Source organism: Roseovarius sp., from assembly GCF_027019125.1.
GTDB lineage: Bacteria > Pseudomonadota > Alphaproteobacteria > Rhodobacterales > Rhodobacteraceae > Roseovarius.
The window spans coordinates 190,030-215,352 of record NZ_JALUXE010000027.1; the positions used below are offsets into that span (position 1 = coordinate 190,030).

General features: G+C 63.4%; 23 protein-coding genes. 20 read left to right on the top strand and 3 right to left on the bottom strand.

The window, feature by feature from the left end:
* Window positions 1-3: 3 nt before the first annotated feature.
* The 4 genes from MVC20_RS09140 to MVC20_RS09155 all read left to right on the top strand — a co-directional run bounded on the left by MVC20_RS09140 (window position 4) and on the right by MVC20_RS09155 (window position 5,005).
* On the top strand, window positions 4-276 hold the full coding sequence (locus tag MVC20_RS09140) for a DUF2160 domain-containing protein (RefSeq protein WP_297541431.1): 273 nt from the start codon (window positions 4-6) through the stop codon (window positions 274-276).
* Window positions 277-319: 43 nt separating this feature from the next.
* Complete coding sequence (locus MVC20_RS09145) at window positions 320-2,038, top strand: ABC transporter substrate-binding protein (RefSeq protein ID WP_297540579.1); 1,719 nt, start codon at window positions 320-322, stop codon at window positions 2,036-2,038.
* Between the two features lie 111 nt (window positions 2,039-2,149).
* Window positions 2,150-3,637: a glycerol kinase GlpK gene (glpK, locus tag MVC20_RS09150; RefSeq protein WP_297540581.1), complete on the top strand. Its 1,488-nt coding sequence runs from the start codon at window positions 2,150-2,152 to the stop codon at window positions 3,635-3,637.
* A gap of 138 nt (window positions 3,638-3,775) precedes the next feature.
* Window positions 3,776-5,005 carry a glycosyltransferase gene (locus MVC20_RS09155; RefSeq protein ID WP_297540583.1) on the top strand — a complete coding sequence of 410 codons (1,230 nt, stop codon included), beginning with the start codon at window positions 3,776-3,778 and terminating at the stop codon, window positions 5,003-5,005.
* A gap of 71 nt (window positions 5,006-5,076) precedes the next feature.
* Here MVC20_RS09155 and MVC20_RS09160 read toward each other — a convergent pair whose 3' ends face one another.
* Window positions 5,077-6,123 (bottom strand): DMT family transporter, encoded by a 1,047-nt coding sequence (locus MVC20_RS09160; protein ID WP_297540586.1) that lies wholly within the window; start codon window positions 6,121-6,123, stop codon window positions 5,077-5,079.
* Window positions 6,124-6,378: 255 nt separating this feature from the next.
* Here MVC20_RS09160 and MVC20_RS09165 point away from each other — a divergent pair, with 255 nt between their 5' ends.
* The 7 genes from MVC20_RS09165 (at window position 6,379) to MVC20_RS09195 (ending at window position 16,159) form a co-directional block, all read left to right on the top strand.
* Window positions 6,379-7,278 carry a hypothetical protein gene (locus MVC20_RS09165; protein ID WP_297540588.1) on the top strand — a complete coding sequence of 300 codons (900 nt, stop codon included), beginning with the start codon at window positions 6,379-6,381 and terminating at the stop codon, window positions 7,276-7,278.
* A gap of 158 nt (window positions 7,279-7,436) precedes the next feature.
* On the top strand, window positions 7,437-8,243 hold the full coding sequence (locus MVC20_RS09170) for a hypothetical protein (protein ID WP_297540590.1): 807 nt from the start codon (window positions 7,437-7,439) through the stop codon (window positions 8,241-8,243).
* 557 nt (window positions 8,244-8,800) lie between these two features.
* Window positions 8,801-10,696 carry a multicopper oxidase domain-containing protein gene (locus tag MVC20_RS09175; RefSeq protein WP_297540592.1) on the top strand — a complete coding sequence of 632 codons (1,896 nt, stop codon included), beginning with the start codon at window positions 8,801-8,803 and terminating at the stop codon, window positions 10,694-10,696.
* A gap of 45 nt (window positions 10,697-10,741) precedes the next feature.
* Window positions 10,742-11,530 carry an SCO family protein gene (locus MVC20_RS09180; protein ID WP_297540594.1) on the top strand — a complete coding sequence of 263 codons (789 nt, stop codon included), beginning with the start codon at window positions 10,742-10,744 and terminating at the stop codon, window positions 11,528-11,530.
* 50 nt (window positions 11,531-11,580) lie between these two features.
* Window positions 11,581-13,542 (top strand): hypothetical protein, encoded by a 1,962-nt coding sequence (locus MVC20_RS09185; RefSeq protein ID WP_297540596.1) that lies wholly within the window; start codon window positions 11,581-11,583, stop codon window positions 13,540-13,542.
* Window positions 13,543-13,628: 86 nt separating this feature from the next.
* Window positions 13,629-14,471 carry an SCO family protein gene (locus MVC20_RS09190; RefSeq protein WP_297540598.1) on the top strand — a complete coding sequence of 281 codons (843 nt, stop codon included), beginning with the start codon at window positions 13,629-13,631 and terminating at the stop codon, window positions 14,469-14,471.
* Window positions 14,471-16,159 carry a cytochrome c gene (locus MVC20_RS09195; protein ID WP_297540600.1) on the top strand — a complete coding sequence of 563 codons (1,689 nt, stop codon included), beginning with the start codon at window positions 14,471-14,473 and terminating at the stop codon, window positions 16,157-16,159. Before MVC20_RS09190 ends, MVC20_RS09195 begins: the two co-directional genes overlap by 1 nt.
* A gap of 189 nt (window positions 16,160-16,348) precedes the next feature.
* Here the strand turns inward: MVC20_RS09195 and MVC20_RS09200 are convergent, their stop codons facing one another.
* Window positions 16,349-17,101, bottom strand: a complete 753-nt coding sequence (locus MVC20_RS09200; protein ID WP_297540602.1) for an A24 family peptidase — start codon at window positions 17,099-17,101, stop codon at window positions 16,349-16,351.
* 114 nt (window positions 17,102-17,215) lie between these two features.
* Between MVC20_RS09200 and gspG the strand changes: the two genes are divergently transcribed.
* The 8 genes from gspG to MVC20_RS09240 are packed head-to-tail and all read left to right on the top strand — an operon-like array spanning window position 17,216 to window position 22,521.
* On the top strand, window positions 17,216-17,671 hold the full coding sequence (gene gspG, locus MVC20_RS09205) for a type II secretion system major pseudopilin GspG (RefSeq protein ID WP_297540604.1): 456 nt from the start codon (window positions 17,216-17,218) through the stop codon (window positions 17,669-17,671).
* Window positions 17,659-18,147 carry a GspH/FimT family pseudopilin gene (locus MVC20_RS09210; protein WP_297540606.1) on the top strand — a complete coding sequence of 163 codons (489 nt, stop codon included), beginning with the start codon at window positions 17,659-17,661 and terminating at the stop codon, window positions 18,145-18,147. The genes gspG and MVC20_RS09210 overlap by 13 nt, the downstream gene beginning before the upstream one ends.
* Window positions 18,144-18,500 carry a prepilin-type N-terminal cleavage/methylation domain-containing protein gene (locus MVC20_RS09215; RefSeq protein ID WP_297540608.1) on the top strand — a complete coding sequence of 119 codons (357 nt, stop codon included), beginning with the start codon at window positions 18,144-18,146 and terminating at the stop codon, window positions 18,498-18,500. The genes MVC20_RS09210 and MVC20_RS09215 overlap by 4 nt, the downstream gene beginning before the upstream one ends.
* The gene (locus MVC20_RS09220) at window positions 18,497-19,117 is read left to right on the top strand and encodes a type II secretion system protein GspJ (protein WP_297540610.1); all 621 of its coding nucleotides are present in this window, start codon (window positions 18,497-18,499) and stop codon (window positions 19,115-19,117) included. Before MVC20_RS09215 ends, MVC20_RS09220 begins: the two co-directional genes overlap by 4 nt.
* Entirely contained in the window at window positions 19,114-20,049 is a 936-nt protein-coding gene (gene gspK / locus MVC20_RS09225) for a type II secretion system minor pseudopilin GspK (protein ID WP_297540612.1), read from the top strand. Before MVC20_RS09220 ends, gspK begins: the two co-directional genes overlap by 4 nt.
* Complete coding sequence (gspL, locus tag MVC20_RS09230) at window positions 20,046-21,248, top strand: type II secretion system protein GspL (protein ID WP_297540614.1); 1,203 nt, start codon at window positions 20,046-20,048, stop codon at window positions 21,246-21,248. The genes gspK and gspL overlap by 4 nt, the downstream gene beginning before the upstream one ends.
* Window positions 21,249-21,256: 8 nt before the next feature.
* Window positions 21,257-21,760, top strand: coding sequence for a type II secretion system protein GspM (gene gspM / locus MVC20_RS09235; protein WP_297540616.1), 504 nt, complete (start codon window positions 21,257-21,259; stop codon window positions 21,758-21,760).
* Window positions 21,757-22,521: a hypothetical protein gene (locus tag MVC20_RS09240; RefSeq protein WP_297540619.1), complete on the top strand. Its 765-nt coding sequence runs from the start codon at window positions 21,757-21,759 to the stop codon at window positions 22,519-22,521. Before gspM ends, MVC20_RS09240 begins: the two co-directional genes overlap by 4 nt.
* Before the next feature lie 74 nt (window positions 22,522-22,595).
* On the opposite strand, the gene MVC20_RS09245 is transcribed toward MVC20_RS09240, so the two are convergent.
* Window positions 22,596-23,078 carry a tetratricopeptide repeat protein gene (locus MVC20_RS09245; protein ID WP_297540621.1) on the bottom strand — a complete coding sequence of 161 codons (483 nt, stop codon included), beginning with the start codon at window positions 23,076-23,078 and terminating at the stop codon, window positions 22,596-22,598.
* Window positions 23,079-23,373: 295 nt separating this feature from the next.
* On the opposite strand from MVC20_RS09245, the gene gspD reads away from it, so the two are divergent.
* Window positions 23,374-25,323 carry a type II secretion system secretin GspD gene (gene gspD, locus MVC20_RS09250; RefSeq protein ID WP_297540623.1) on the top strand — a complete coding sequence of 650 codons (1,950 nt, stop codon included), beginning with the start codon at window positions 23,374-23,376 and terminating at the stop codon, window positions 25,321-25,323.

Genomic DNA, 25,323 nt, shown 5'->3' on the forward strand with positions numbered 1-25,323 from the left:
GATCTGTCTTGGATGGCTTGGACACTTCCGACTGCGATCTTTTTCGGGGTCATCGCCTCTTTGCTCATCACCTTTACGGTGCTGGCCATAAAATTCCCCGAAACCCCGCGCATGGGCATCCTGCGGATCGAGACCACGCGCGGCGATCGGCTTTTCATCACGCTTCTCGGCTCGGCCTTCATCAATTTGGCCTGGCTCGGAATTGTCGGCGCAAACCAGCCTTATGCGCTGATCCTCTGCCTGATCTATGCCGCGGCGGTGTTTCGCTGGGTCTAGACCGGGACCAATCACACTCAAAGTTCTCATAGGGAGGGAAACCATGAACTTGCGAATGAAAACAACCACCGCGCTGGTGTCGCTGGGCCTGATGGCCTCGCCCGCCTTCGCCGATATGGAGGCGGCAAAGGCGTTTCTCGATGCGGAAATCGGCGATCTGTCCACGCTCAGCCGCGCCGAGCAAGAGGCGGAGATGCAGTGGTTCATCGACGCGGCCCAGCCTTTTGCGGGCATGGAAATCAAGGTCGTGTCGGAAACCATCGACACCCACAGCTACGAATCCAAGGTGCTGGCCCCGGCCTTTACCGCCATCACCGGCATCAAGGTCACGCATGACCTGATCGGCGAGGGAGATGTGGTCGAGAAACTGCAAACCCAGATGCAGTCGGGCGAGAACATCTATGACGGCTACGTCAACGACTCGGACCTCATCGGCACCCATTGGCGCTATCAGCAGGTGCGCAACCTGACCGACTGGATGGCAGGCGAGGGCGCGGATGTGACCAGCCCGACGCTCGACATCGACGATTTCGTGGGCCTCTCGTTCACCACGGGCCCCGATGGCAAGGTCTATCAGCTCCCGACCCAGCAATTCGCCAACCTCTACTGGTTCCGCTACGACTGGTTCAACGACGACAAGAACAAGGCCGATTTCAAAGAGAAATACGGCTATGATCTGGGCGTTCCGGTCAACTGGTCGGCCTATGAGGACATCGCCGAATTCTTCACCGGGCGTGACCTCAGCCATCTCGGTGTCGAAGGCGAAGTCTTTGGCAACATGGATTACGGCAAGAAAGACCCCAGCCTTGGCTGGCGCTATACCGACGCCTGGATGTCCATGGCCGGGATGGGCGACAAGGGCGAGCCGAACGGCCTGCCGGTCGATGAATGGGGCATCCGCGTGAATGAAAATTCGCAGCCTGTCGGCTCCTGCGTCGCGCGTGGCGGGGCAACCAACAGCCCGGCTGCGGTCTATGCCGTGACCAAGGCGATCGAATGGCTTCAGAAATACTCGCCCCCCGCTGCCGCTGGCATGACCTTCTCCGAGGCAGGCCCGATCCCGGCGCAGGGCAATGTGGCGCAGCAGATGTTCTGGTACACCGCCTTTACCGCCGCCTCCGTCAAACCCGACCTGCCGGTGATGAACGAGGACGGTACGCCCAAGTGGCGCATGGCCCCCTCGCCGCACGGCGTCTATTGGGAAGACGGCATGAAAGTGGGTTACCAGGATGCCGGGTCGTGGACCCTGATGCAATCCACCCCCGTGGACCGCGCCAAGGCCGCCTGGCTCTATGCGCAGTTCGTGACCTCGAAAACCGTGGACGTGAAGAAGGCGCATACCGGCCTCACCTTCATCCGCGAGTCGACCATTCAGCACGAGAGCTTTACCGAGCGCGCGCCGAAACTGGGCGGTCTCGTGGAATTCTACCGCTCGCCAGCGCGCGTCCAGTGGTCGCCCACCGGCACCAACGTGCCGGATTATCCGAAGCTGGCCCAGCTCTGGTGGCAGAACATCGGCGACGCGATGTCGGGTGCCAAGACCCCGCAAGAGGCGCTGGACGCCCTCTGCGCGGATCAGGAGCGTGTGCTCGAGCGGCTTGAGCGCGCTGGCATCCAGGGCGACATCGGCCCCAAACTCAACGAGGAAATGGACCCCGAGCATTGGCTGAGCCAGCCCGGCGCGCCCAAGGCCAAGCTTGAGAACGAGGACGAAGAGCCGATCACCATCGCCTATGACGAGCTGATCAAGTCCTGGCAGTAAGCTAAGGGATCCGGGCCGCCTTGCGTGCGGCCCGGCGCGAACCCATACTGCGGTCGCCGCCCAACGGTGGCGGCCGCTTTTTCTATCTTTGCCGTGTTCAGGATCAGAACCATGTCCCAAATCCTAGCCATTGACCAAGGCACCACCTCGAGCCGCGCGATCCTGTTTGACGAGGGCATGCGGATCACGGCCACGGCCCAAGAGGAATTCGCGCAGCATTTCCCGCAATCAGGCTGGGTAGAGCATGACGCCAATGACCTGTGGTCGACCACCGCAGGCACCTGCCGCGCGGTGATCGAAAAGGCCGGCCTGACGGGCGCGGACATCGCCGCCATCGGCATCACCAACCAGCGCGAGACCACGGTGGTCTGGGATCGCCATACCGGGCAGGCGATCTACCGCGCGATTGTCTGGCAGGATCGGCGCACGGCGGATTATTGCGCCGCGTTGCGCGCCGCCGGACACGAGCCGATGGTGGCAGAGCGCACGGGCCTCTTGCTCGATCCCTATTTCTCCGGCACGAAACTGCGCTGGATTCTCGACAATGTAGAGGGTGCGCGGGACCGCGCCCAAGCGGGCGATCTGCTCTTTGGCACCGTCGACAGCTATCTTATCTGGAAACTCACCGGCGGGCGGGTGCATGCCACCGACGCCACCAATGCCGCGCGCACCCTGCTCTATGACATCCGCAAAGGACGCTGGAGCGCCACCATCTGCGACCTTCTGGGCATCCCCATGCAGATGCTGCCGCAGGTGCGTGACAGCGCCGATGACTATGGCCACACGCGCGCAGATCTCTTCGGTCGCGAAATCCCCATTCGCGGCGTGGCGGGTGACCAACAGGCCGCGACCGTCGGGCAGGCGTGTTTCAAGCCGGGGATGCTCAAATCCACCTATGGCACCGGCTGTTTTGCCCTACTGAACACCGGCGACACGCCGGTTGTCTCGCAAAACCGGCTGCTCACCACCATCGCCTATCAGCTGGACGGCAAACCCACCTATGCGCTCGAAGGCTCGATATTTGTCGCAGGCGCCGTGGTGCAGTGGCTGCGCGACGGGCTCAAGATGATCCGCCACGCCAGCGAAACGCAGCCCTTGGCCGAACAGGCCGACCCCAATCAGACGGTCGTGCTGGTGCCTGCCTTTACCGGGCTTGGCGCGCCCTATTGGCGGCCTGACTGTCGCGGAGCAATTTTTGGCCTCACGCGCAGCACCGGCCCTGCCGAGCTTGCCCGCGCGGCGCTCGAAAGCGTGGGCTTCCAGACCCGCGATCTCTTGCGCGCGATGCGCGATGATTGGGCCGGGCACGGGGCCGAGGCGGTGCTGCGCGTCGATGGCGGTATGAGCGCCTCTGACTGGGCGATGCAGTTCCTCTCAGACATTATCGACGCGCCTGTGGACCGGCCAGAGGTGCTGGAAACAACGGCCCTCGGGGCGGCATGGCTGGCGGGGATGCGCATCGGGCTTTATCCCGACCAGGCCGGATTTGCCGCGACATGGGCGCTGGAGCGGCAGTTTCTGCCCCAGATGTCGGCCGACCTGCGCAGCGCCAAGGTTGCGGGCTGGGCGCGTGCCGTCGAGGCGACACTCGCGTTCTAGGCCTGGGCGGGCAGGGTGATAGTTACAACGTCTCACAAGAGATTTTACTCTCGTGAGAGGTCTTATGTTGTGATCAAGGCCGTGCGGGCTTAGGTTATATGCAAAGTGATGTATTCACCCGCCGCCAAAGGAGCCGCCATGACCACACCGGTCAGCGTCATTGTCCCAGCCCGCAACGAGGGGCAGACCATCGCCCGCGTGGTGTCGGTTCTGGCGGATATGCCAGATGTGGGCGAGGTTGTGGTGATCGACAACGGCTCGACCGATGCGACGGCGGACTTGGCGCGCGAGGCGGGTGCGACCGTCATATCCGAGGCGCAGACCGGCATGGGCCATGCTGTGCGCGCAGGCATCGCCGCTGCGCGCCATGACTGGGTGATGAAGGTCGATGCCGACCTCGACCGTTTCGATACCGATCTCTTTGCCCGTATGCCCGCCGCCCGCGCCCCCGGTGTGGGGCTGATCAAGGGAGCATGGCACGACCCTGCCGACAATATGCCGATGACGCGCCTTCTGGTGCGCCCGGCGCTGCATCAGATGTTTCCGGGCCTCACGCATCTGCGTGCGCCCAACTCGGGGCTCTATGTGTTTGATCGGTCCCTGATCGCCTATGACGAACTTGCGACTGATTACGCGGTCGATCTCGACATCATGCTGCGCGTGCATGCGGCGGGGCATACCGTGGCCGAGGTGGATATCGGCCGCATCGTCCACGACACCCGCGATGTCACGCATTACAATGGCATGGCGGAACAGATATTCGCGTTTTTCCTCAGCCGTCAGCCCCGGATGCTGACCCGCGAGATGGTCGTGCTGGCCCAGGACGGCGCACAGGTGATCCATCATGCGCTCGGGGCGATCGGTCACCGTCTTGCCGCAGGGGTGCGCGTGACGGTCTATCTTGAGGATATGGATGGGCGTGGGTCGCGCGTGCTGCAAGATGTGTTGGGGGGCTATCCCACCGCCCGGGTCTTGCCGTTGGATGCAACCTCGGCCTTCAAGGCCCATGCCAATGCCTCTGGGCTTTATGTGTTGGCCCCCTACCCGCGCGCGGGCGGGGGTGCGGCGCTGGCCGAGGCGGTGGCACTCTTTGAGGCCAATCAAGACCAACTGCCGGGCGCGCTCTGGCTCATGCCGGTCCATGATGCCGGGCGCGAGATTACCGGCTTTGCGCCCGACTTGCTGCCCGAGGTGGCGGATGGTCTGTCGCTCAAGCGCGCGGCGCTTGAGGCGCTGGGTGCTGACGTCCCGCCGCCTGCCGGTCTTGGCCGGGAACTCTTTCAGAGCTACGCCTCGCTGCCGGACGCGCTGCGTCCGGGGTTCGGGCCGATCACCCGTCGTCGGCAACCCTCCGTCGGCAATCTCTGATTCTGACAGGTGCGTCCCGATAGCCCAAACGCCCCGGCATTCACGGGGCGTTTTTCGTCGGTCGCAGGCGCTCATGCGCCCTTGAAGTTCACTTCACCTTCATGTTCCAGCGCGCGCTCCTGTGCCTGCTTGCGCATGGCGGACTCTTCGGTGTGGCGGCGGCGCAGCCGGCCATACTGGCCGATGGCCACCGCCAAGAGGATGATCGCCCCGCCGGGGATCAGCCCAGGTCCGGGGTCTTCACCCAGCATCACCATCGCGATCAGGATCGCCGCCAGTGGCGAAAATGACGTGGCCAGCGACACATCACCCGAGCGCGCGTATTTCAACCCGAGCGCCCAGGCAAACTGCCCGCCAATCACCACGATCACCGCATAGATCCAGACCCATTTCCAGACCACAGGGTGCAACACATCCATGAAATGGTTCGGGCCAAAGAGATAAAGCGCAACAAAGAAATAGAATGTCGTGCCGACGGCGGTGCGGTAGATGGCCAAGATCCCCATCGGGATGCCGCGCAGCCCGGTGCGCGCGATGAGCGTCGAGGCGATATAGGACAGCGTGGCCAAGAGTGCGCCAATCTCACCCTTGCCAAGGTCGAGCATCGTGCCCGCATTGTTCATCAGGATCATCACCGCCGCGCCGCAGAGCGCCACCAGACCGGCGACAAAGGCCCAAGGTTCGAACTCTTCGCGCAAGAACAGCCATGTTGCCAGCACAAAGAGAGGCGGCTCGATCCGACCCATCAGCACGACATTGGTCACGGTCGTATGTTCCAGCGCGTAAAAGAACAGCCCCGGCGTGAGCGCCGAGGAAAAGAAGGCCGATAGCGTCAGGATGGCCCAGTGTTTCCTGGTCAGGGCGCGCAGGTTATCCCACGTCCAGTCCCGCCAGAACATGATGACCATCGGCACCATCGACATGAGCGAGCCGACGAACAGCAGGTTGCAATAGGTGATGACATTGCGCCCCATGACGCGGTTCTGCGACCCGATATCCGCGAGCAGCGAGACGAGGGAGTTCGACGAGGCATAGATCAGAACCGCCACCCAGGCGAGTGTGGCGCCAAACATGACCTTGGAGGCATCTGGAACGATCTGCGTGCTGGCGTGACTCATGGCGTGCTCCTGAACCGAGATACTGAACCTTTCCTCTACATTGCGCCGCAACCGCGAAAAGGGCAATGAACGCCCGCGCACAGGCGGTCACGTTCCACTGATGGTTGCGAAATATTGTTTCAAAGGCGCTTTGCGCGTCACGCTTGCGTGCGAAACTGTGAAATTCCGCGTGATTTCTGTTGTAAATCGCGGCGCAGGGGGCAAGTTTGCGCGGCATCGGGCCCCCGTGCCCCCTGATCCCCAAGGGACTTTTTGATGACTGCCCATTCTGACACGCCCCATTCCGGTTTTGTCACCATCTTCGATGACACCTATGATCAACCCGATTGTCGGGCGTATTTTCGCATGATGGACCGGCTGGGCTATCGAAATCAGCATCACGCGGTCGCGGCCTTTCGGGCCGGACTGGCCGAGATGATGCGCCTGCGTGGCCTTGATCGTGCGCGGATCGTCGATTTCGCCAGCAGCTATGGCATCGTCACCGCACTTCTGGCGCATGATCTGAGCCTGGCAGAGGTTTTTGCCCGCTATCGGCAGCCCGAATTCGACACCGCCAGTGCCGACGAGGTGATCGGCTGGGATCGTGACTGGCTGGCGGGGCTGCGTCGTCCCGCGCCCGTGCTGCATGTAACCGGCCTTGATGTGATGCCCAATGCGGTCGCCTACGGGCGCGCGGTTGGTCTCTTTCAATCCGGCCATGTCGAGGATCTGGAACAGGCGCCACCGTCCCCGGCGCTTGCATCCGACCTCGCCCGCTGTGACATGATCGTCGAATGTGGCTCTGTGGCCCAACTCATGCCGCGCGCGCTCGACCGGATGTTGGCGGCCTGTGGCCCGGTCAAACCCTGGGTGATGACCTCGCCTATCCGGGGCAATGAACGCCCCGAAGCGGCCGAGGTGTTGCGCGCTCACGGCCTCGTGGTCGAGCGTCTGCCAATCCCCCCCTTCATCCACCGCCGGTTCGAAAGCCCCGAGGAACAGGCCCGCGCCATCGCCAATGCGCAGGCCGCGGGGCATGACACCGAGGGTGTGGAAACCAACGGTCATTTTCATGCGCAGATCCTTCTGGCCCGCCCCGAGGCGGAATGCACCAACTCCGCCGACTGGCCGCTGCCCCTTGGCGCACAGCCCATGGCGGACAGCGATCCTGCATAAACCGTTGTCGGGCCATGCGCCCGCGGCTATCATCACCCTGTTGAATACAACCCTTTTCCTGATCCGCCCGGACCGATTGCAGGATTTACCCAGAATGCCCGCTTGTCCCACCCCTGCCAGATCCCATGCGCGCAACCCGTCGCGCAGGAGCTGAGGCCGTGCGTGGACTGGGGTTTCTCACACTCGCCGCCTCGATCTTCTGCGGCTTCGGCGCTGGCCAGATCGGTTTGACGCTGCTGACGCGCGGGGACGCACCGCCCCAGCCCGTCCAGATCACCGCTGCCCTGGCCGCTGTCGAGAATGCCGCAGAAGCGCCCTTGCCAGAGAGCTGGCCCCCTGTCTTCGACCCCTATGTGCCCGATCCGCCCAAGGCGCCGACCGTCGCCAAGAAGGTCGAGAAATATCGCCTTGTCGGGTTGGTCGCGGGCGGCGAGAGTGGCTGGGCCATTCTCACCGCGTCGGATGGTGACCGGCTGGTGCGCGCGGGCGACCGCTTGATCGGCGGCGAGACCGTGCTTGAAATCGTCCCGGATGGTGTCTGGATCGAGCGCGCCGCAGAGCGTGTTCTGATCGCCTTTGAAGAGACGCCCGACGAGATGATGGCCCGGATGATGGTCAATGGCTCGGTGCAGGAAGATGAGGCCGAAATTCCGGCCAGCGCCTTTTCCGGCAGCGATCTGCGCCGTGTTCTGGGGCGCGCGGGCAGCGTGCGGATGGTCACGGTCGGCAGCAACGCAAACGAGGTCTTTCCCGAAATTCTATGGGTGCGCGAAGGGCAGGTTTACGATCTGATCGGCCTGCGGCGTGGCGATCTCGTGCTGCGCGTTAACGGCTACTCTGTTTCCGATCCGGAAACGCTGGTGAACGCCAGACAGCTTTTGGCAGAAACCGATGAATTCGCTGTCGAAATCATGCGCGGCGGTCAACGGCGCACCATTTCCGTGCGGATCACCGGGCGCAGCTAGGTGCGGTTTTTTGCGTCACCCCCTTTTAATCGCAAATTCATCAACTATTTACCACTACAGGGCACGTTTGTTTCAAATTCCGGCTCTCCAAGAGAAATAAAAAATCATTTGTTATCAGTAATTTGAAACATCGCTTCTTGCAAATCCGGCAAATGAAGTAACATTACGGCCCGATCACGAAAATGTTATCGTTGTTCCACACAAGATTTTGTGTTGAGGTAATGATGTCGGGCGCGTCATTTTGGCGCTCTTGATCTACTACCAATGTCAATAAAGTGCAGTTTCGTGCGCTGAACGGGGAGCAATTGCTCTAAGCTATTTAACAAAATCTGCGGATCACGGATCCGCGCGGGCCACACATTACTCACCTCTACCGGCCTGTCATCCCAAGCAAATCGAGTTCGCTCGAAACGTACATAAAGCGACCTGATCGGTCGTTTGCACTAGGGGCTAGGGCCCTCCTTGCTCGCGGCATGTCTGGCGCGGGGTTGATGGTGTCATGTCTGGAGCGTGGCGCTGGTAATTTTTCGCAAGCTTTTTCTGCTGGAGGACAAAGCATGAAACGAAGAGACGCATTAAAGCTCGGCCTAGGGGCTGCGGGCGCCACGGTGGCGGCATCGCAGGCTGGAGCGGTCGAGATCGAGCAATGGCCAGATAGTGCCGCGGAAGGGTTGCCACAAAGCGGCCTCGTATTCCCCGACACCTTTCAGCCGAGCATCGTCACACAGTCGAGCCCCGCAGTCGAGCCGTTCACGGCCCCGCTGAACATCATGCCGATCGCACAGCCGGTCGATCCCAACACCTTCGATCCGCCGATCGAGCCCGAGCGCCATCAGCGCTTTGACGATTTCCCGCCGCAAAAGCATTACGAAGAAGTGATGACCGAATTCCGGTGGAAGTATCACTGGCAGCCCCCTTACGGCGACGGCACTCCGGGCGTTGTCGGTCGGGATGGCGATCCGGACGTCGGATCCTGGCACTGGGGCTTCAACGGCATCACGCCGGGCGAGACCTATCACGCCTATTACGGCGAACCGGTGTTCCTGCGCCGCAACAACCTGCTGCCCACCGTGGGGGCCGGCAATGTGACCTTCGCGTTGCCCTCGCCGACCATCCACCTGCACAACGGCCATACCGCATCCGAGTCGGACGGTATCCCGCAGGACTTCTTCAATCCCGGCGAATTCTGGGATCACCACTACGCCAACATTCCGGCGGGTACGCCGTTCAACTGGGATTTCGACAACACCGAGATCATGAATACCCTGTGGTATCACGATCACCGGCTCGATTTCACGGCGACCAACGTCTATGCGGGCTTCTCGGGCTTCTACCTCATCTTTGATGAGCGCGACTCGAACAACGAGCGCGATCGTAACCCGAATGCGTTCCGTCTGCCCTCGGGCAAATATGACATTCCGCTGATCCTGCACGATGTCATGTTCCAGCCCAACGGTCAGGTGATCTGGGACTTCTTCTCGCCCGATGGCACCACGCCGCATCCCGAACCGCGCCCCGAGCCGGTCGAGGTCGGCAACTCGCAGGGCACGCCGGATACGTTCGACTCGAACCGCCTGCAATACACCACGCAGGGCATGACGGGCGACAAGATCACGGTCAACCGGATCATCCAGCCCTATCTCGATGTGGACCGTCGCAAGTATCGCTTCCGTTTCCTCAACGGCGGCCCGTCGCGTCTCTATCGTCTGGTGCTCAAGGTCGTGCCCAAGCCCGGTCGCGGCGAACCTTACTTTGACGACTTCATCGTGCTGTCGAACGATGGCAACCTGCTCGAGGCCCCGCTGGTCGAACCCAAGATCGACCTCTGGATCGCCAACCGCTTTGACGTCATCATTGACTTCTCCAAGTACAAGGATGGCGACAAGGTTCAGGTCTGGAACGATCTGGAAATCCGCGGCGATGGGGCTGGCCCGACCGGCTACACCCTCGAGGGCGAAAACATGATGCCTGTCATGGAATTCCGTTGCAAAGGCCGCAAGAAGCCCGATCCGTCGCGCGTTCCTGCAACCATGCGCAAACTTCCGGAAATCCGCATGTCCGAAGTCCGCCGCAAGCGCCTGTTCGTCTTTGACTACGACAACGGCCTGTGGACGGTGAACGGCCGCCTGATGGATCCCAACCGTGTGGATGCCAAGATCGAGCAGGGTTCTGCCGAAATCTGGACCTTCCGCAACGAGGGCAACGCCTGGGCGCACCCGGTTCATACCCACTTCGAAGAGTTCCAGATCCTCGAGGTCAACGGTCGTCCGCCCAGTGCGGTAGAGCGTGCCCGCAAGGACGTGGTCTCGCTCGGGCCGGGTGACGAGGTGACATTCTTCAGCCGCTGGCGCGACTTCTTTGGCAAGCACGTGATGCACTGCCACAACGTCGTGCACGAAGACCACGCAATGATGATGCGTTGGGACATCGTGGAGCCGGGTCAGGGTGACTGAGCGGAAATCCTTACAGGAATTCTCTGAAAGATGAGAGGAAAAGACATGACAAACAGACGTCAATTCTTGGCCGGTCTTCCGGTCGCGGCGGCTGCTGGGATGACCGCCGGGTTTTACACCACGCCGGGTAATTCCAAAGAGCGCGCCGATGAGGCCCGCAAGGCCGCACTCGCGAAACTGCGCGAAACCAAGACAACCCTGCACCCCAACGACATGCCGGCGCTCTGCAATCCGGTCAACAGCGGTGGGGTCATCAACTCGGCGGTGAACGACTCGTTCCCCAATGTGATGATGGTCAATCAGGACGGTCTCGGGATGTCCTTCTACGAGGGCTTCATCGAGAACAAGGTCGTGATGATGCACTTCATGAGTCTGCGCGACGAAGCGCATTTTCCGATCACCCGTCGCATGGCCGACGTGGTGGCAGAACTGGGCGACAAGGTCGGGCGCGATGTGTTCGTGTATTCGATCAGCCGTGATCCCGAGCATGATACGCCTGCACGCATGCAGGCCTATGCTCAGGAACTCGGGGCGCCCAAGGGCTGGCATTTCCTGACCGGCACGCCGCAGCATTGCGCCGACCTCGCCTTCCGGATGTATCGCATGAGTCATTCGACCCTGCCCGGCAAGCGCAAGGTGGACGTGGTGTTCTACGGCAATGGCAGCGCCGGTCTCTGGGGATCGTTCCCCTGGGATATCCGGGCCGACGATGCCGCCAGCCGTGTCACCTGGGTCATGCCGCAGCCCGCGCCGAAAGTGGGCGAGAAGCTGCGCCGGGCCGGTCCGCGTGTGTTCGATCTCAAGGATCCGCGCAACCACAACCGCGAAGTCTGATCCCGGACCCCGGGAAACCGGGGCCAGAACAGTATTTTGAATCGGAGACAATGAAAATGTTTCGTAAATCCATAAGACTGGCTGCGGTGATGGCATTGCCCGCCTCGGCCTTGGTTGGGGGGGCGCCCGCTTGGGCCCAGACACCCTTTGACCTCAACATGATGTGCAACGTCTCGGGACATGCCAACGGTGGTCAGCAACCGCGCGTGCCATTCGAGACCCGCACCACGAACGCGGTGGTCGACGGCGACGGCACCGTGATCACTCCGGCCACCCGCACCTATCTCAAGACCGCGGATGGCTATTCGGTCTTCCCGGAGGGGGACAGCTTTGGGACGAACCCGCCCAACCTGCTGCCCACCATCTACGAGAATGCCAAGACGTGCCGGGGCAATGAAATCCCGAACACTCTGCCGTCCACACCGGACAATCCCTACAACCTGCATGACGACCCGGTGACACGGCCGATCGACAAGACCTCGCCCACGGATGATCTTGACTTCATCATGGACAAACTCGAGGCGCTGTCGGAACCGCACGAGATCTGCCGCAATTTCCGCGGCAACAGTCACTGCTACCAGTATCCGCGCCGGGTCAATCCGGGTGAAATGCGGACGCTGGCGCGCCACGCGGTCGATATCATCGAGGGCAATCAGCTGAGCGGTCCGTTCGCGGGCCGGGAATACGAAGGCTTCCCCTTGCTGCACTATCTCGGCGGACTCAAGACCAAGTCTGTCGATCCGGCGACCAAGTCGGTCACGATCAATCAGATCTGGTATGACAACCACATCGAGTCCGATACGAACTACATCGACCCCGAGTCCGTCACCAACGAGGAATGGTCGATCCACTACGTGATCAAGATCCTCAACCGCGGCCACGAAGACTTTGCGCCCTACGCCATGTTCTTCGATGACTGGACCGAGTTCGATTTCACCGACATGGGTGGGCCGGACATGACCGCTGGTGGCACCGCGTTCCCGCGCGTTCCCAACATCGGCATGGACCAGACCTTCTTCCCGATGGAAGAGGGATTGGAATATACGCTCAACATGAAGATGCCCCCGGCACGCTTCTGGAACCTGACCTACCACTGGGGCTGGCGTCAGCACCCGCCGCGGGTTCAGGTGGTCGAGAACATGCGCGTGCCGCTGCGGAATGGCGCACCGCGCAACGCTGCAGAGATTGGCGTATTCGGTGAAAACCCGCGCGCCAGCGAAGAGGCCAAACTTGCCGCTATCGGCATGATCGGTGACACCGCTCCGGCCAAGCGCATGTGGCAGATGTTCCGCGAATTGGGTGGGATGACCGTCAACCGCAAGAACAAGCACTTTGGCGGTGGTCTCAACGGCTCGATCATCCAGGCGCAAATGCACCTGATCCGTCAGGCGTTCGACGACTGGAGACATCGTGGTCGCCTGCCCACCGGCTATGAAATGGCCGAGGATGCCGATGTCACGGTGCTGTTCCTCAACAACACCATGTACGGGCAGCTCAAGGGTCATAACGGCCGGGCCGAAAGCCGGATGGATCCGGGCGTCTGGGACAAGCGCGGCGACAAGGTCAATATTCAGCTTCTGAATGGCGACTACTACGTGCACGCCTACGTTCTGGTGGACTTTGGCGGTCTGCGGGGCTGGGAGAATACCTTCCATAACACGCTGCCGATCGGTGGGGCTGGCCCGATGTTCACCTTCGGTCGGAACTACTTCTGGATCCACGTTGCAGGGGGTGGACCGATCCCGATCCCGCCGGCAGCGCGTCCGGATGGTGCACCGCGGACTCCGGCTAATGACTCGATCTGGCAGGTCGCCAATGGCAATGGCATCGGCCGCGGCAACTCCGAGTTCGCCTGGGGCGGTATGCAGCAGGCCATGAGCGACTATGTGAACGTCGACGGTATCGGCGAACACCACCTCGAAGTCGAGTTCAGCTATGAGCCGTCACGCCGCCTGCGGATGTATCAGTTCGATGCTCTGCACCATGATGTCGCCGTGTGGTCTGTCCACTAAGCGACCCGTGTAACAAGGGTTCCGGCGGAGATTTCCGCCGGAACCCCTTTCAATTTGAGACATTACTCTCTCGATGGAGACTCGATATGGCCGAATTCAAGACGGTTCTGCGCTTGGTATCCGCCTCCGCACTTGGTTGCGCGCTCCTCGCCTTCGCGGCCCCCGCCGTCGCCGATCATTCCGGACATGGGAACACCGACACCCACACAGAGGGGCATGACCACAGTGCCCCCAAGGCGATGGATCATTCTTCTCATTCGGCGGGCCACGATGCGCATGCCCAAGGACACGATGCGCATGCCCAAGGACACGATGCGCATGCCCAAGGACACGAGGACCACGCCGCCGAACATCGCATGCCAGAGCATCTTGGCATGGATGAAGCCAACGGCAGCGAACTGGCCATGCGGCCCGACGGCTTTCAGTACAAAACCAGTGCCCAACACTACGAGATGCCGGATGTCACCCTGCGCAACCAGCTGGGCAAAAAGATCAATTTCCCGGAACTGATGGCCTATGACGGCCCGGTCCTGCTCAATTTCATCTTTACAAGCTGCGCCACCATCTGCCCGGTGATGAGCGCCACCTTTGGCCAAACCCAAGAGGACCTCGTGGCCATTGACGATTCCTACCTCATGGTCTCGATTTCGATCGACCCGGAATATGACACGCCCACGCGCCTGCGCGAATACGCAGAGCTGCACGCCGCGCGCGACAACTGGGTCATGCTGACCGGCCAGTTTGACGACATCTTTACCGTCGTGCGCGCCTTTGATGCGGTTTATAAGGGTGACAACAAGATGTATCACCGCCCGCTCACCTTCTTGCGCGCGAACAAGGACGCCCCATGGCTGCGTCTGGAGGGCCTGCTCGGTTCCGAAGAACTCGCTGAGGAATACAAGAAACTGCTGCATCCCGAGGTGAATTGATGCACTTTCCAGCTTTTCGCGCCACGGTTCGGCGTCTTGGATTGGCCCTCGCCTTCGCTGCTGTCCCGCTATGGGCCGGGGCAGGGCAGGCGGGCGACGCCGAACTTGGCCGCAAACTCTATTGGGAGGGGATCGGTGCCGATGGCCAACCGATCACCGGCGTGACCCAGGGCGACGTCAAGGTCTCGGGCGCGCAATTCTCCTGCGTCAACTGCCACCGCCCCAGTGGCTTTGGCACATCCGAGGGCGGCAACTACGTGCCCCCCATCATCGGCTCGGTGCTGTTCGAAAAAAAGACCCCGAACCGCAACCGCATGTTCAAGGACCTCTATCAAGAGGTGCAGCCGCCCGGTTTCTGGGCGCGGGTGCGCGCGCCACGTATGCGCCCGGCCTATGATGACGAACTGCTCGCGCGGGCGCTCAAGGATGGTGTGGATGCAGGAGGGCATGTGTTCGACCCGATCATGCCGCGCTATGACCTGAGCCCACAGGATGTGGCCAATCTCTCGGCCTTCATCAAGACGCTGTCGGTCGAGATCGACCCCGGCGTGACCGACCGCGAGATCCACCTCGCCACCATCATAGATCCCGGTGCCGACCCTGAGGCGGCAGATGCGATGATCCGCACGCTCGAACTGTTTTTCGAGTGGATGAACAAGGACACCGAAGGCGACACCCGCAATCCGACCTTCTCGCCAAACTATCGCTCCAATTTCATCTCGGCCTATCGTTACTGGAACCTGCATGTCTGGCGGCTCGAAGGGGCGCCCGAGACATTGCGCGCCCAGCTCGAGGCGAAATACGCCGAACAGCCCGTGTTCGCCACCGTGAGCGGGCTGGTCGAAGGGCCATGGGATGAAATCGGCGCCTTCTGCGATGACAAGCGCCTGCCTTGCGTCTTTCCGAACACCGAATTGCCCACGCCCGGCGAAGGGCGTTACGGCTATTCGATTTTCTTCAACCGTGGCCTCTCGCTTGAGGCCGAAGCGCTCGCGCTTTACCTCGGAGATCAGGAAACCGCGCCCACCCGCGTCGTTCAATTGCACGGCGCAGGGCCGCAGGGCACCCGCCCGGCCGAAGCCTTCACAAACACGATGGCCATGGCCCTGCCCGACACGCCTGTGGAAACCCGGCTCTATGAAGGGGCCGACGATCTGCGCTCGGCTCTTGCCGCCGCAAAGCCCGACACGACCCTCGTGATCTGGCCGCAGGACGTGGACGAAGCGGTTGCCGTTCTGGCTGCCAATCCGCCCGCCGCGTCGCGTTTCTATCTGCCGTCTGCGGCCAAGGAACCGGCGCTCGCGGCCTTCTCTCCGGCTCTGGTGGAACAGGCCCGGCTTGTCTGGCCCTATGACGAGCCAGGCTCCTACCATCCGAACAAATACCGCATCCGCGGCTGGATGCACACGCGGCGGCTCGAGGTCACGCATCCGCGCATCCAGTTGCAAACCTACTATGCACTGACCATGATTCAGTTCGGTCTCATGCACGCGATTAATGATTTCTACCGTGATTATGTGCTAGAAATCATCGAACATGAGGCAGAGAATGAGCTTAACCCTGGCACGCATCCGGAGCTCGCTCTCGGACCGGGACAGCGATTTGCCTCCAAGGGGGCCTTTATCGCGCAACTCGTTCCAGAAGAGCGTGTCGGCTATCGGGTCGTCAGTGAGTGGATCGTACCCTAGGTTTTGAGTAATGGGCCTATGGGTGCGTAGCGGGCGGTGGGGCAACCTGCCGCCCGCGCCTTTTCAGGGCGGGGTGCGTCTGACAAGGTTCACATCGCCGCGGCCCCCAGGCCGGGGCCTCTGCGCTGCCTCTGCGGGGGCCCGGATCATGTCCGGGACGGGTGTGGCTTCGATGGTGCGCGACACATCCTAGACCAAAGGCCAGAGCCAGACCAGACCCGCCGCCGCGGCGAGATAGGCACCAAAGGCAATCGCCAGATCGCCCTCGGGCCGCGCGCCACGCCAGAGCGCCATGACCCCGGCGGTCGCCATCGCCAGAAACGCGGCGGTCAAGGTCACACTCGGCAGCGCCATCACCCCGAGGCCCGCGCCAATCCCCGCCATCAGCTTGACATCGCCCAGCCCCAGCCCTTCGCGCCCGCGCAGCATCCGATAGCCGATCCGCAGTGCCAGAAACGCCCCCGCGCCGATTGCCGCTCCGACAAGCGCACCCCAAAGATCGCGGACCGGATCTTCCCAAGCCATCACCATCCCGGTCAGAAAAAGCGGTGCAGTGAGCCCGTCCGGCAGTCGAAACGCGGCCAGATCACACAGAACCAACCCCATCAAGAGCCAGAGCCAGAGCGCCCCCAAAACCATGTGCAGCGGCGATTGCGCGACCCAGACCGCCAGCACCGCCAGCGCCATGCCGGCCACTTCGGTGTAAAACAGCCGCTTGGGGATACGCACGCCACAGGACCGGCACTTTCCTCCCAGCCACAGCCAGGACAGAACCGGCACCATGTCGCCTGCCCCGATCCGCTCGCCGCATGACCGGCACCGAGACCGCGGTCCGACAATGCTCTCGTCGCGTGGCAACCGATCTGCCCAGGCCGCCAGAAACGATCCCATCGCCGCCCCTGTCAAGATCAGGAAAAAGGCGAGTGGGGCGGTGGCAGGCATAGGACCTCCAATGCGGGAAAAACGGGGCAGGGGCCACAGCGGCGATTGTCAGGGCGTTGCGCTTACTCTATGATTCATCACGTAGTCTATACGCATTTACGGACAGATTTTACCATGCAAATCAATGTGTCACGCCGCTCGTCCCGCGCGTCTGCCGATGCTGGCTTTTCACTACTCGAACTGATGGTCGTGGTGGTCATCATGTCCATTCTTGCACTGGTCGTCATGCCGCGCATCATCGACCGGCCCGATCAGGCCCGCGCCGCGCGGGTGCAGTCGGATCTTGCGGTGCTGGCGGGCGCGGTCAAGCTCTACAAGCTCGACAATTTCCGCTATCCCACCACCGAACAGGGGCTGCGCGCGCTGGTCGAGGCGCCCACCGCCTCGCCGGTGCCACCCAATTATGCCGCCAACGGCTATATCGACCGCTTGCCGCAGGATCCTTGGGGCAATGAATACCAATACCTGCAACCGGGCGTGCATGACGAGTTTGACATCTTCACGCTCGGGGCGGATGGGGTCGCAGGGGGCACCGGCCCCGACGCGGACATAGGGTCATGGGGCGAATAACCACCGATCCCGAGGCTGGCTTTACCCTTCTGGAAATGGTCGTGGTCGTGGCCGTAATCGCCGTGCTCTCGGTCACGGCGACCTTTTCCATCACCGACCGCAGCCGGGGCGAAGGCGACGTGATCCGCTTTGCCGCCGCCTACGACCGCCTGCGCGACGCGGCCATTCTCGGGGCCACGCCGCAGGGTATCATCCTTGTGCCCGGTGGCTGGCAGGTGCTCGTGCCGCCTGCCCCTGGTGCAACAGAGGACGGATGGCAACCGCTTGGCCGAGAACAGAAATTTCGGGGCGAAGCGCGGTTCGAGGGGCCCGATGGCGCGCTCCTGCCGCGCGAATTGCCGCGTGCCCCGCACCCTGACATCACCTTTCTGCCGGACGGTCAGGTCAGCCCCTTCGAGGTCACATTCATCGGCAAAGACAGCCTCAATCGCTGCCGGTCTGCCGGGCTTCTCGGTCTCGACTGCGAGGCGACATGACGGATCGCGGCGTCACGCTACTGGAACTGGTGATCGCGGTCTTCGTGCTCTCTCTTGGCACCATCGCGGCGCTGCGCAGCGCCGATCAGGCTGGCCGCGCTTTGGGCGGCGAGGCGGCGCGCGTCATGGCGCTTGAGGTGGCGCTGAACCGGGCCGAGGAATACCGCCTCCTCGGCGCGCGACAGGCCTCGACCCTGCCGCGCAGCGTCACTTTCGGCCCCCATCAATGGCAGCTCGAGATCACCGAGGCCACGACCCGCGCCGGTTTCACCGAGGCCACGATCATCGCGCGCGCCCCCGATCAGCCCGGCGCGCGGTTGGTCGTCATCGCTCAGACCGAGGTGGTGCGATGACCCGCTCCGCCATGGCAGACCGGGGTCTGACGCTGCTTGAACTGGTGGCGGTGCTGGCGATCTTTTCCCTTGTCGCGGTCATGGGGCTTCAGGCGCTCAGCGGCATGATGCGCGCCCGCGACCGTCTGACCGATGCCGATGAACAGGCGGCGGCGCTTGCGCGCGGTCTCACGCTTCTGCGTGAGGATCTCAAATCCGCCGCTGCCCTGCCTTTCTGGCCGCCGGGGGCGCTCGATCCGGAACCGGCCTTTCTCGACCTCACCGGGCCTGCCGGATGGTTCGCCCTCTCGACCGCCGGGCGCGCCGTACTGCCCGAGGTTCAGTCGGCAGGACAGGCGCGCGTGATCTGGCGCCATGACCGCGACGCCGACCGCCTCACACGCCAGATCTGGCCGGTGCTGCGCCCCGCTTCCGATCTGGCACGCGGCCCGGAAACCACCGTGTTTGAACGGGTCGCGGGCCTGCGCCTGCGTGCCTATGCCGGACCGGAAGAGGGCTGGGTCACGGATTGGGGCGTGCCCGATCTCGTCCCACGCCCCGCCCTGCCCAAAGCCATCGAAGTGGAAATCGAGTCGCTGGCCTATGGCCCGCTGCGCATCGTGGTGGCCTATCCATGACCCGGCCCGGCGCACAGGATCGCGGTGTCGCACTGCTCAATGCGCTGCTTCTGGTCGCTGCGATTTCGGCCGTGGCCGCCGGTCTTATGCTGCGCGCCGAAACCAGCCGCACGCGCGTCGAGCATCTGCAAGTCAGCCAGCAGGCGGCCCTGCATCTCGACGCCGCCGAATGGCTGATCGACCCGGTGCTGCGCAGCGATTGGGAACGCGACCAGAACCTTGACCATCTGCTCGAAGGCTGGTCGCTGGCCGGATTCGAGGCCGATATCGACCGCGCCCAGATGACCGGCACCATCACCGATCTGCAAGGGCGCTACAATATCAACAGCCTGAGCGACCCGTCGGATCTCAACGCGGTGCAATCCTTTGACCGGCTCTTGGCCAGCCTTGGCCTGCCGCTGACGCTTGGCCGCGACATCGCCGGGTTCATTCAGGCACGCGGCCCGGCCCAGACGGCCGAATATGCCAGCCGCCCCTTGCCCATCCTGCCTGCGGGCGCGCCGCTTGACCGGATCGAAGAGTTGCGCCTCGTCAACGGCATGACCGCCGAGGCCTATGCCCGGCTCTTGCCCTATGTGGCGGCTCTGCCCCCCGGTGGCGGTCTCAACGTCAACACCACCTCGCCCGAGGTTCTGGGTGCGATGCTGCCCGGCACCAATCCCGCTGGAATAGCCCTGCTGATCGCGGAACGCGGCCGCGTGCCCTTTGCCGACCGCGAGGATTTCACGACCCGCGCCGAGACCTTGCTGCACCCGCGCGTGATCACTCAATCCCTGGCCCCCGATGGCGGCTTTGTCACGGCCTCGGATTGGTTCGAGGCGCGCTTCGATGTAAGGCTTGACGGGCGCATCCAAAGCCGCATCCTGACGGTCGAACGCTCCACGCTGACCGGGGCCGTCACCCTCAGACACCGCCGGACCGTCACCCCATGACCCTGACCCTCACCCGAAAATCGCGCGGCACGACAGCGCCCTTGCCGGTCCATGACCTGACCGGCGATGTGCCGCCGCCGCGCGGGCCTTTCGTGGCCTCGGTGCCGGGGATGGCCACGCCGCTGGTGCCGCTCGATCTGCCGACCGCGCTCAAGGGGCAGGCCCGTGACCGCGTGGCCCGCCGCCAGTTGCGCGATGCCTATGGCGGCACCGAGACGGGGCTCGATATTCGCCCCGCACGGCTTGGGGCCGCCCCCGACCAATGGACGCGGCTCTTGCTGACCGATGCGGGCGACCGGCGCGACTGGCTGCATGCGCTCGGGGCCTTTGCCCCGCTGTGCCGCGCGGTGCTGCCGGATTACCTCTGCCTGCCGGCGGCCCCCGATCTCTGGGTGATCCAGACGACGGCGACAGCCGTCATCGCCCGCCTTGGCCCCGAGGATGGCTTTGCCGCCGAACCGGATCTGGCGCTGGCCCTGCTGCAAGAGGCCGCGCGCAATGGTGGCCCCCGCGCCATCCTGCGCCAAGGCCCGGCGCAGCCTGTGATTGATGCGTTTCTTACGGGGCTAAACCTGCCGATCTGCGCCGATCCCGGCGATCTCGCGGCGCATGGCGTGGCCGCGCCCACCCGCTTTGCCCATAACGAACTCGCCCTCGACCTTGCCCGCGATCCCGGTGCCGAGCGCGCCGAAATGCGCCGCACCCTCAGCCGCCTGCGCCTGCCCTTGGCACTGGCGGTGCTTGGCCTCATCGGCTGGATCACAGCCACGATGATCGAAACCCGCGCCCTTGATGCACAAGGATTGGCCTATCGCCAGAACGCCGAACGCATCCTGCGTCAGGTGATGATCCCCACCGGCCCTATTCTCGACATCCGCAGTCAGGTCGCACAGGTCATGGACCGCGCCCGCAACGCCAGCTCTGATGTAGAGGCCGAGGCGCGCCCGCTCGATGTGCTGCGCCGCGCCGGTGCGGTGATGGCCAATCACGAAACCACCATCACGCGGGTCAGCTATCAGCCCGGCGCGGGGCTGGTGATCGACCTGCAGATCAGCGATTTCGCGGCGCTCGATGCGCTCGTCAGTGACCTGCGCAATGCCGGCACGGAGGCGCGCGTCGCCCAATCCGTCACCCGCGAGAATACCGGCGTCGAGGCGGTGCTCGCCATGGCCGTCACCGAAGGCGGACCCAAGCGATGAGCGCCCTGATGGACAGATTGACCGGCTTTCTGCTGGGGCTCAGCCGCCGCGAACGCTGGCTCGTCGCGGTATTGGCGCTCATCGCGCTGCCGGTTGGCGCGGTCTATGGCATTGCCCTGCCTCTGGCCCAATCGCGCGACGCCGCCCGCGCCGCCGTGGCCGAGGCGCGCGCGACCGAACTTTGGGTGGCCGATCAGGCGGTGCAGTTTGCCACGCTCGCGCGGGACGCCGGTCAGCGGCCCCAGGTGACGCGCGCCACCACCCCCATCGGCATCAGCGGGATCGAGGCCAGCCTGCGCGATGCCGGCCTGCGCGAAGCGGCCGCCGAACTGGCCAACGCGGCAGACGGCGGTATCACCCTGCGGTTCGACGCGGTGCGCTTTACGCAGTTGGCCGAATGGCTGACCGCGCAGAACGATACATGGGGCTATGATCTGGCGGGCTTTACCTTTGAACGCGGCGCGCGCACCGATGTTGTGGCCGCCGACCTGCGTCTGGTGCCGCTGCAATGAAACGTCTGGTTTTGATCCTTCTGGGCCTCGTTCTTGGCCTTGCGCTGGCGGCACTCAGCGAGGGGCGCTTGACCCACCTGCGCAGCGCGGCACCGGGGCTGGTGCCCGGCTGGCTCGCCGGGGCCGAGGATCACTCGTCGCTCTGGCGTGGCCAGCGGCGGGGCCTGCAAATGCGGCCGTGGCCGGTCGCGGGCGATGTGACCTGGCGTTTTGACCAGATCGAGGGTCTGGGCGGGCGCTGGTCTGTCACGCTGTCCGGGCCGGGGCTGTCGGGGCAGGGGGCGCTTACGCTCCCCCTTGCGCTCGATCAGGCAGAGCTGCGCGGCGGGCGATTGGACATCCTGCTCGGCGATTGGCCCGCGCTCATCGACGGCTGGCCCCTTGGCGGACGGGTTCTGGCAGAGGGGCTAAGCGCGGATATGACCCTGCCGGGCCGGCGCTTGACACGGCTCGGCGCCGTCATCGACTGGTCCGGCGCGCGGATCAATGGCGTAGAGATCGGCACGGCCGAGGCGGTTCTGACTTCGGACGCCGGCACATGGCGCGCGCCCTTTTCGCTCACCGGCGACGTGATCAACGCGCGCGGCACGCTCTCTGGGCGGTTTGGCGATCCCATGGCACAGCTTGACCTGCGCATCGACCCCGTGGGCGAGCTGCCAGAGGGCTGGCTGCGCGCCTTGGATCAGTCCGGCGAGGCAGCGGACAGCGGTTGGCAGATCACCCGCGATGTCGACCTTGGCGCAGGCTGGCCGCTCTTCTGATAGGCCTTTATCTTCGTCACATCGCCCCGGGCCTGACCCGGGACGGGTGCGGTTGCGAGTAAGGGCAACACGCCCTAACCGCCCGCCCCCAAACGCTTGAGGTCCCGGGCAATATCCGCCCGACGACTGGCCATGGCCCCCAGCGGATCAAGGCTGTCGTCAATTGCCAGCATCTCCTTGAGCGCGGCATCGGCCGCGCGCAGCTTGGCAACGGTCGCAGCCCCCGTGCGCCCCGCGCCCAGATCTGCCAATGCGCTTTCATGCTGCGCCGTGCCGCTCACCGCCAGCGCCGCCGCGCGGTCGCTGCCCTTGCTGCCTGCCGCGAGCGCGCCGGCCACTTGTGCGGCCTCGTCATAGCGGCTCGCCCGCAAGAGAGCGTGGGCGTATTCAAGTCTGAGACGCGGCTCAAGCGGCCCCGCTGTCTGGATCAACGCCGCATAACTGCGAATGGCACTGTCATAATTGCCCTGCTCCAGCGCCTTGCGCGCAGAGCTGTACTTGCGCTGAAAATCCGCGCCTTCGCTGATCGCGCCCGGCTCACAGCCTGCGAGCGCCATGAGAACAGCCAGACATAGCAAAGGCTTGTTTGAAATCGGCATTGGTGAACTGCTCCTGCCCTTTTGGTCAGGAACCTACCATGCCCCATGCGGTGCGAGCCATGAAAAATCCGTGACTTGCCTAAAAAAACACGCTTTGGGACATTCCTGCGTCAGCCCGTCTTTCCAATGGAAACGACACAGCAAATCGGGTAGTCTGATGGCAGAGGCCCAAACCGCCGGTCAGAGCAGTGGTGGCCTGAGGCAGTCATGAAAAGGCAGGAGATATCACCAATGATGTTCCTGAATTATAAATATGCAATTTTTTAAACGTCTGGCCCTGGTGGCGATGCTCTGCTGCACATGGCCCAGCCTGTCGACGGCTCAGGTCTCGCTTGATCTGCGCGATGCCAGCCTGCGCGATTTCGTCCAGATCGTTGCGCAATCCACAGGGCGCAATTTCATTCTTGACGAACGGGTGCAGGGCACCGTGACCGTGGTTGCGCCCAATCAGGTGACGCCCTCCGCCATATACGAGATTTTTCTCAACGTCCTCGAACTCAACCGTCTGACGATTGTCGAGGGTGCTGAAACCGACCGGATCGTGCCCATCGACCTTGCCCGCGAATTGGCGCCGGGGGACTCGCGCGCGCGCTTGGGCGGCGATTTCGAGACCCGGGTGATCCCCGTGCGCAACAGCGCCGTCGATGAGGTCGCAGAGGTGATCCGTCCCCTCTTGCCCGCCGAGGCGGTGCTGTCGACCGTGCCGGATTCGGGCCTGATGATCCTGTCGGACCGGCGCGAGAATTTCCAACGCATCGTGCAGCTTGTCGACCGGCTCGACACGCCCAGCCGCAACGCGATTGAAACCATCCCCCTGCGCAATGGCAAAGCCGCGGAAATGCTCAGTGTGATCACTGCCCTCGCGATCACGCCGCAAGGCTCCAGCCTGTCGGCCGATCCGCGCTCCAACGCGCTCATCGTGTCGGGTACGCCGGAATTCCGCGACCGCGTGCGCGATGTGGTGGCCGAACTCGACAAACCGCAGCGCAGCATTTCCACCGAGGTGGTGCATCTCAACTATGCCAATGCCGCCGATCTGGCCAATGTGATCCGCCAGAGTTTCGGCGCCCCCGAGGCACCTGCAGACGGAAGCGCGCCCGCCGCGTCAGCCCCCGGCGGGATCACCATTGTCGCAGAAGAGCAGCAGAACGCGCTCATCATCACCGCACCGACGGACCGGATCGACTCGATCACCAGTGCGGTGCGAGGCCTCGATCAACGTCCCGATCAGGTGCTGATCGAGGCCGTGATTTTCGAGCTTTCGGTCGAAAGCTTTTCCGACCTCTCGTTTCAGTTCGGCGGCGTGATCGACGGGGCCACCGTGGGCGGTGTCGAATTTGCCATTCAAGGCCGTCCCACCCTGACCAGCCTTGTCAGCACGGTGCTTGCGGGCAATCCCCCGCAGGGCGGCGGCACCGGCGGCAGCATCGCGGCCTTTGACAAGAGTGGTATCGGCGGCTTTCTCGCGGCGCTTGCCTCCAAAAGCTCGACCAAACTGCTCTCGACCCCCTCCATTCTCACGCTCAATAATCGTGAGGCGGAAATCATCGTTGCCCAGAATGTGCCTTTCGTGACCGGGAGTTTCTCCACCGTGGGCGATAGCGCCGTGCCGCAACAGCCCTTTCAGACCATCCAGCGGCAGGACGTGGGCCTGACCCTGACCGTCACGCCGCAGATCACCCGCGACGACACCGTGCGCCTTGAGATCAACCAGGAGGTATCGAACCTCACCAATGCCGCCTCGGCGGCAGGGGGCGAAATCACCTCCAAGCGCGAACTCTCCACCAATGTGCTGGTGCGCGACGGGCATGTCATCATGCTGGGCGGTCTCTTGGAAAATGGTTCGGGCTCGGTCAATCAGCGCGTGCCGGGGCTCAGCGAACTGCCGCTTCTGGGGCGGCTCTTCAAGGGGCGCTCGACCAATCAGAACCAGCGCATCCTTCTGGTGATGCTGCGCCCGCGTATCCTGTCCAGTGATGAAGAGGCGCGCGAACTGACTAGGCGTCTGGCCCGCGAGGCCAAGCGCGCCGCCGAGTATATCGCTCCCGCGGATGACGGCACCTATCCGCGCGTCCCGGACTCGAGCTTTCCGTTTGACGGGGCCGATCTCAACCAGCCGTTTGATGCCAAGTTCATCGACGGGGCGGCGCGCAGTCGCCGCTTTCCCCCGTTGCCCTCGGCGCTCAAATTCGCGGACAGATAG